Annotated in this window: 5 protein-coding genes, 1 tRNA gene and 1 pseudogene; 3 read left to right on the forward strand and 4 right to left on the reverse strand. The window is 68.5% G+C overall.

Annotated features, from left to right (window positions below; all coding sequences use genetic code 11):
- The 4 genes and pseudogenes from AB0C29_RS32975 to AB0C29_RS32990 all read right to left on the reverse strand — a co-directional run.
- Window positions 1–307: pseudogene (locus AB0C29_RS32975) on the reverse strand (hypothetical protein); the annotation flags it as partial.
- 316 nt (window positions 308–623) lie between these two features.
- Window positions 624–1,445 carry a WecB/TagA/CpsF family glycosyltransferase gene (locus tag AB0C29_RS32980; RefSeq protein ID WP_360828555.1) on the reverse strand — a complete coding sequence of 274 codons (822 nt, stop codon included), beginning with the start codon at window positions 1,443–1,445 and terminating at the stop codon, window positions 624–626.
- Window positions 1,427–2,500, reverse strand: a complete 1,074-nt coding sequence (locus AB0C29_RS32985; protein ID WP_360828558.1) for an NAD-dependent epimerase/dehydratase family protein — start codon at window positions 2,498–2,500, stop codon at window positions 1,427–1,429. Before AB0C29_RS32985 ends, AB0C29_RS32980 begins: the two co-directional genes overlap by 19 nt.
- Window positions 2,501–2,811: 311 nt before the next feature.
- Window positions 2,812–2,894: transfer RNA gene (locus tag AB0C29_RS32990), tRNA-Leu, on the reverse strand.
- Window positions 2,895–3,062: 168 nt separating this feature from the next.
- On the opposite strand from AB0C29_RS32990, the gene AB0C29_RS32995 reads away from it, so the two are divergent.
- From AB0C29_RS32995 to AB0C29_RS33005, 3 genes are all read left to right on the forward strand, one after another.
- The gene (locus AB0C29_RS32995; protein ID WP_203769381.1) at window positions 3,063–3,848 is read left to right on the forward strand and encodes a DUF3662 and FHA domain-containing protein; all 786 of its coding nucleotides are present in this window, start codon (window positions 3,063–3,065) and stop codon (window positions 3,846–3,848) included.
- A gap of 5 nt (window positions 3,849–3,853) precedes the next feature.
- A complete protein-coding gene (locus tag AB0C29_RS33000; RefSeq protein WP_203769348.1) occupies window positions 3,854–4,336 on the forward strand; it encodes an FHA domain-containing protein in 483 nt (160 codons plus the stop codon).
- On the forward strand, window positions 4,333–5,106 hold a 774-nt coding region (locus AB0C29_RS33005), incomplete at its 3' end, for a protein phosphatase 2C domain-containing protein (RefSeq protein WP_360828561.1). The genes AB0C29_RS33000 and AB0C29_RS33005, both read left to right, overlap by 4 nt.

Consider the following 5,106-nt stretch of genomic DNA (forward strand, 5'->3'; position numbering starts at 1 on the left):
CGAACGCGCCCGCGCCGCGCCGGACCTGCGCGAGGCGCCGCGCGGTCACCAGCACCACGACCAACGCGGGTCCGGCGGGCAGCACAGCAGCCGCCGGAGCCGCGGAGTCCCCGGACAGCACGCCGGTGACCAGCGGTACGGCGATGAACACCGCGACCCCGCCACCGACCAGCATGGACAGTGTGCGAGCGCGCCGGCGCAGCTCGCGAGCCGTGCGAGCGCCCGGCAGGGCGTCCGCGAGCAGTCCGGCGGTGAGCCAGACCCCGGCGAGTACGCCGATCAGGATGAGGTCCGTCGTGGTGTTCACATCGACAGCCTTCACCCGTCGCGCAAGCGGCAAAACCGGGATATGCCCGGACGGTCAACCCGTAGGGGTGTGATCGTGACTTTCCGTGAGCGCCGTTTTACGAAGCGAACTCATCCCAATGGGCGAAGGGGACAATGCCCCCTGTTGCGGCCGTGATCGGTGTCCTAGTGTCGGGTGCCAGACGGCGCCGATGCATCGGTGCCGGCCACGGGTTCGACCTGGGGAGGTCGGCCGGGGTTTCCGGCGGCGACGCCGTGAGACCCCGGCACCGCCCGGCCGACCGCTTCGGAGCCCGACAGCTCAGACCGCGGACAGCTCAGACCGCGAAGGTCTGGACCGGTTCGGTGGCCGGTGCGGGCGGCGTCGCCTTCCACAGGCCGAGCTTCTGCACGGCCAGCCGGGACAGGTAGGCCGGGTTCAGCAGGATGTAACGCTTCCACAGCCGCTTGGGCTCCAGCCCGAGACGCCACAGCCACTCGAGGGCGTACTTCTGCATCCACGCGGGCGGGTTCTTCAACAGCCCGGCGTGGTAGTCGAAGGCCGCCCCGACGGCGAGCAGCGGCATGTCGAGCAGCGGGCGCATCGCGTACGTGAAGATCTCCTGGCGTGGGCAGCCGAGCCCGACCAGCACGATCCGCGCGCCCGACGCCTTGATCCGGTCCGCGATCTCCACGTCCTCGCCGGGCTGGGCGGCGCGGAACTTCGACGCCTCGACGCCGGCGATCTTCAGTGCGGGGAACATCCGCTCCAGCGCCGGCACGAGCTTGCTGAGGGTCGGTTCCGTGGAGCCGTACAGGTAGACCGGCAGGCCCTCGGCCGCGGCCTGGCGCAGCACGCGCAGGGTGAGCTCGGGGCCGTAGACCCGGTCGGTCAGGCCGGCGTGGTGCAGCAGGTTGAGCGCGCCGCGGACCGGCTGCCCGTCCGGCGTGACCAGGTCGAACGAGTTGAGCCGGGCGTTGTGCGCCTTGTCCTGCACGCCGGTCATCACCCCGTGCACGGCGAGCGCGGTGACGGCGTAGTGGCGGCGTTCGCGGGCGGCGTCGAGGATCTGGGCGACTGCGGCGTCGTAGTCCACCGCGTCGACCAGCACGCCGAGGACGTTCTTCTTGCCCTGGGCGATCACGGCTGGGGCACCCACTTGTCGACGTTGGCCTCGTAGATCTCCTGGAGGATCATCGGGACGTCGTAGACCTGCTTCCACTGCGGGTAGTCCGCCTGGAAGGCCGCCATCGAGCCGATCCACCACTGGTGGTCGCCGATCCGGTTGTCGTCGACGTACTCGGTGACCATCTCGGTGCCGCTGATCTTCTCGGCCATGGCGAAGGCCTCGAGGTTGGAGCAGTTCGAGTGCCGGCCGCCGCCGAGGTTGTAGACCGCCGCCGAGCGCGGGTTGCGGAAGAAGGCCTCGAAGGCGCTGAGCACGTCGTGGCTGTGGATGGCGTCGCGGACCTGCTTGCCCTTGTAGCCGAAGATCCGGTAGAGCCGCCGTTCCATGTTGGCCCGCATCACGTAGCCGAGGAAGCCGTGCAGCTCGGTCGCCGAGTGGGCCGGCCCGGTGAGGGTGCCGCCGCGGAAGATCGCCGTTTTCATGCCGAAGTAGCGGCCGTACTCCTGGGCCATCACGTCGGCGGCGACCTTCGACGCGCCGAAGACCGAGTGCAGGCACTGGTCGATCGACATGTCCTCGGTGATGCCGTCGGCGTACGGGTGCGCCGGGTCGATCTCCCAGCGGGTCTCCTGCTCGATCAGCGGGAGCCGGTTCGGGGTGTCGCCGTACACCTTGTTGGTGGAGCAGTGGATGAAGGCGGCGTCGATGCAGTGCTCGCGGGTGTTCTGCAGCAGGTTGAGGGTGCCGCCGGCGTTCACGTCGAAGTCGGTGAACGGGTCCCGCACGGCCCAGTCGTGCGACGGCTGCGCCGCGGTGTGGATGACGACCGCGATGTCCTTGCCGTACCGCTGGAAGATTCGCGACAGTGCGTCGCGGTCCCGGATGTCGACCCCGTGGTGCGAGTACGCCGTCCCGAGGTCCGCGGTGAGCTGCTGCACGTTCCAGGCCGTCGACGCCTCCGCGCCGAAGAACTCCTGCCGCATGTCGTTGTCGATCCCGACGACATCAAGGCCGAGCCCGGCAAAGTGCCGAACCGCCTCAGAGCCGATGAGACCACCTGATCCGGTTACCAGGGCGACGGCCACGAGCAAACTCTCCCAGAGGTCTCGGGGGCAAAACCAGTCGAGAGCATAACGCCACCCCCCTCACGCTCCGCTGTCACCCAAAGGAGCAAGGCACAAACCCAGGAGACAGAAGGAAGGAGGAGAGGAGGAAGGAAGGAAGCCCAGACGCCCCGATGCCGAGCGAAGCGAAGGCGAGCCCCCACCGAGCGCGACAAGATCACTCACCGTGCCCACCGCAACGCGGGGCTTCCGGGGGCTCGGCCCCCGGAGCAGATATGCCGATCGCCCCCGGTCCGCGCGTTCCGCGGACAGAGGGCGACCAGGTGATCGGGTGGGGATGGGGGGAGTTGAACCCCCACGTCCTTTCGGACACACGGACCTGAACCGTGCGCGTCTGCCATTCCGCCACATCCCCGTGGCATTCAGTTAGCCGGAACAGACTACGCTGTCCCTCGTTACACCGCGAGCAGATACTGCCCTTGGCGCCAGGGAAGACTAGCACGGCGTCAGGGGCCGCAATACGAGGGTCAGGAGCGACCGGTTGCTCTTCGCAGAGATGCGGAAGCGGCGGCCGGATACCATCATGTCCTCGGAACCCGAGGAGGAGCCGGTGAGCGTGCTGCAGCGCTTTGAGAAGCGGTTGGAAGGCCTGGTCGAGGGTGCCTTCGCGAAGGTGTTCAAGGGTGTCGTGCACCCGGTGGAGATTCTTAATGCCATGCAGCGGGAGGCCGAGGCGCACAAGGCTATCCTCGCTGGTGGTCGCACCTTGGTGCCCAACCGCTACGTGATCGATCTCTCGCCGTACGACCACAGCAGGCTGGCACCGTATGCCGCCGCACTGGCCCAGGAGCTGGCCCAGTCGCAGGCGGAGTTCATCGGTGAGCAGGCCTGGACGGTCTACGGCGACGTCATCGTCGAGATCGAGCGCGGGGACGGGCTCGATACCGGCATGTTCCGTGTCACAGCGGAGGTGTACACCGGCGGCGAGGTCGCGCCTGTGCAACAGCCCGCCTACGACGCTGCGCCGGCGTATTCGCCGTACGACCAGCAGCAGGGCGGGTATCCGCCGCACGGGGGGCACAACGGCCGCAACGTCGGCCTGGTCTCCGGTGACGGCCGCACTTATCCGTTGCAGATGGGCTCGACGGTCATCGGCCGTGGGGACCAGGCGAATCTGCGTCTGCCGGATGTCGGGATCTCCCGGCGCCACGCCCGGCTGGACTACGACGGCAGCCAGGTCGTGCTGACCGACCTGGGCTCGACGAACGGCACGATGGTCAACGGCCAGCGCGTGTCGGCCGTGGCGCTCAACCCGGGCGACATGATCCAGTTGGGGACGACCACCCTCACGTTCCGAGTGGACGGCTAGGCACCTTGCCAGAATTTGTCCTCACCGTCGCCCGCTTCGGCTTCCTGATACTGCTGTGGATCTTCGTGTTCACGGTGGTGGGAGTCATCCGTAAGGATCTCTTCGCCGGGGTCCGGTCCAAGAGTCTCGTCGCCTCGCCCCGAGGGGTGGGTGGCGTGGTGCCGCAGGGCCGGCCGGCGAAGGCGAAGCGGGGCAAGGCTGCCCGGCAGCTCGTGGTGACAGCCGGTCAGCTGGCCGGCACCAGGATCACTCTGGGTGAGGCTCAGATCACTATCGGACGTGCGGAGGACTCGACGCTGGTCATCACGGACGACTTCGCGTCGGCCCGGCACGCCCGGCTCGTGCCGCGGGACGGTCAGTGGTTCGTCGAGGACCTCGGCTCGACGAACGGCACCTATCTCGATCGCGGTAAGGTCTCCGGACCTACTCCCGTCCCCCTTGGCGTGCCGATCCGGATCGGCCGCACTTCACTCGAGTTACGGCCATGACCCTGACCCTGCGCTACGCCGCCCAGAGCGACCGCGGTCTGATCCGAGACGGAAATCAAGACTCCGTCTACGCCGGACCGCGGCTCCTTGCCGTCGCCGACGGCATGGGCGGCATGGCCGCCGGTGACGTCGCCAGCAACATCGTCATCGCGGCCATGGCTCCGCTCGACGAGGACGTCCCCGGCGATGCGCTGGTCGACGCCCTCCGGCATGCCGTGGGCACGGCCAACCAGACCCTGCGCGACACCGTCGACGCCAATCCGCATCTGGAGGGGATGGGCACCACGCTGACCGCGGTGCTCTTCTCCGGCAGCAAGATCGGCATGGTGCACATCGGCGACTCGCGCGCCTACATGCTGCGCCAGGGTGAGTTCGCCCAGATCACCAAGGACGACACCTACGTCCAGATGCTGGTGGACGAGGGCCGGATCAGCCCCGAGGAGGCGAGCAGCCACCCGCAGCGGTCGCTGCTCACCCGGGCGCTCGACGGCCGGGACATCGATCCGGAGTATTCGGTCCGCCAGGTCCTCAAGGGCGACCGCTATCTCATCTGCAGCGACGGGCTCTCCGGCGTGGTCAGTGCCGAGACCATCGGCGAGAGCATGCGTGACATCCAGGATCCGCAGGCGTGCGTCGAGCGGCTCGTGCAGCTCGCGTTGCGTGGCGGCGGCCCGGACAACATCACCGTGGTGGTCGCCGACGCGACCGACGCGGACATCGTCGAGCAGGCCCCGATCGTCGGCGGCGCGGCCGCCCGCGACCGCGGCAAC

Source organism: Actinoplanes sp. NPDC048791 (assembly GCF_040650095.1).
Lineage (GTDB): Bacteria > Actinomycetota > Actinomycetes > Mycobacteriales > Micromonosporaceae > Actinoplanes.

Coding starts and splice junctions, on each gene's coding strand:
- AB0C29_RS32995 (WP_203769381.1), top strand. CDS start 3,063: ATGTCCTCGGAACCCGAGGAGGAGCCGGTGAGCGTGCTGCAGCGCTTT.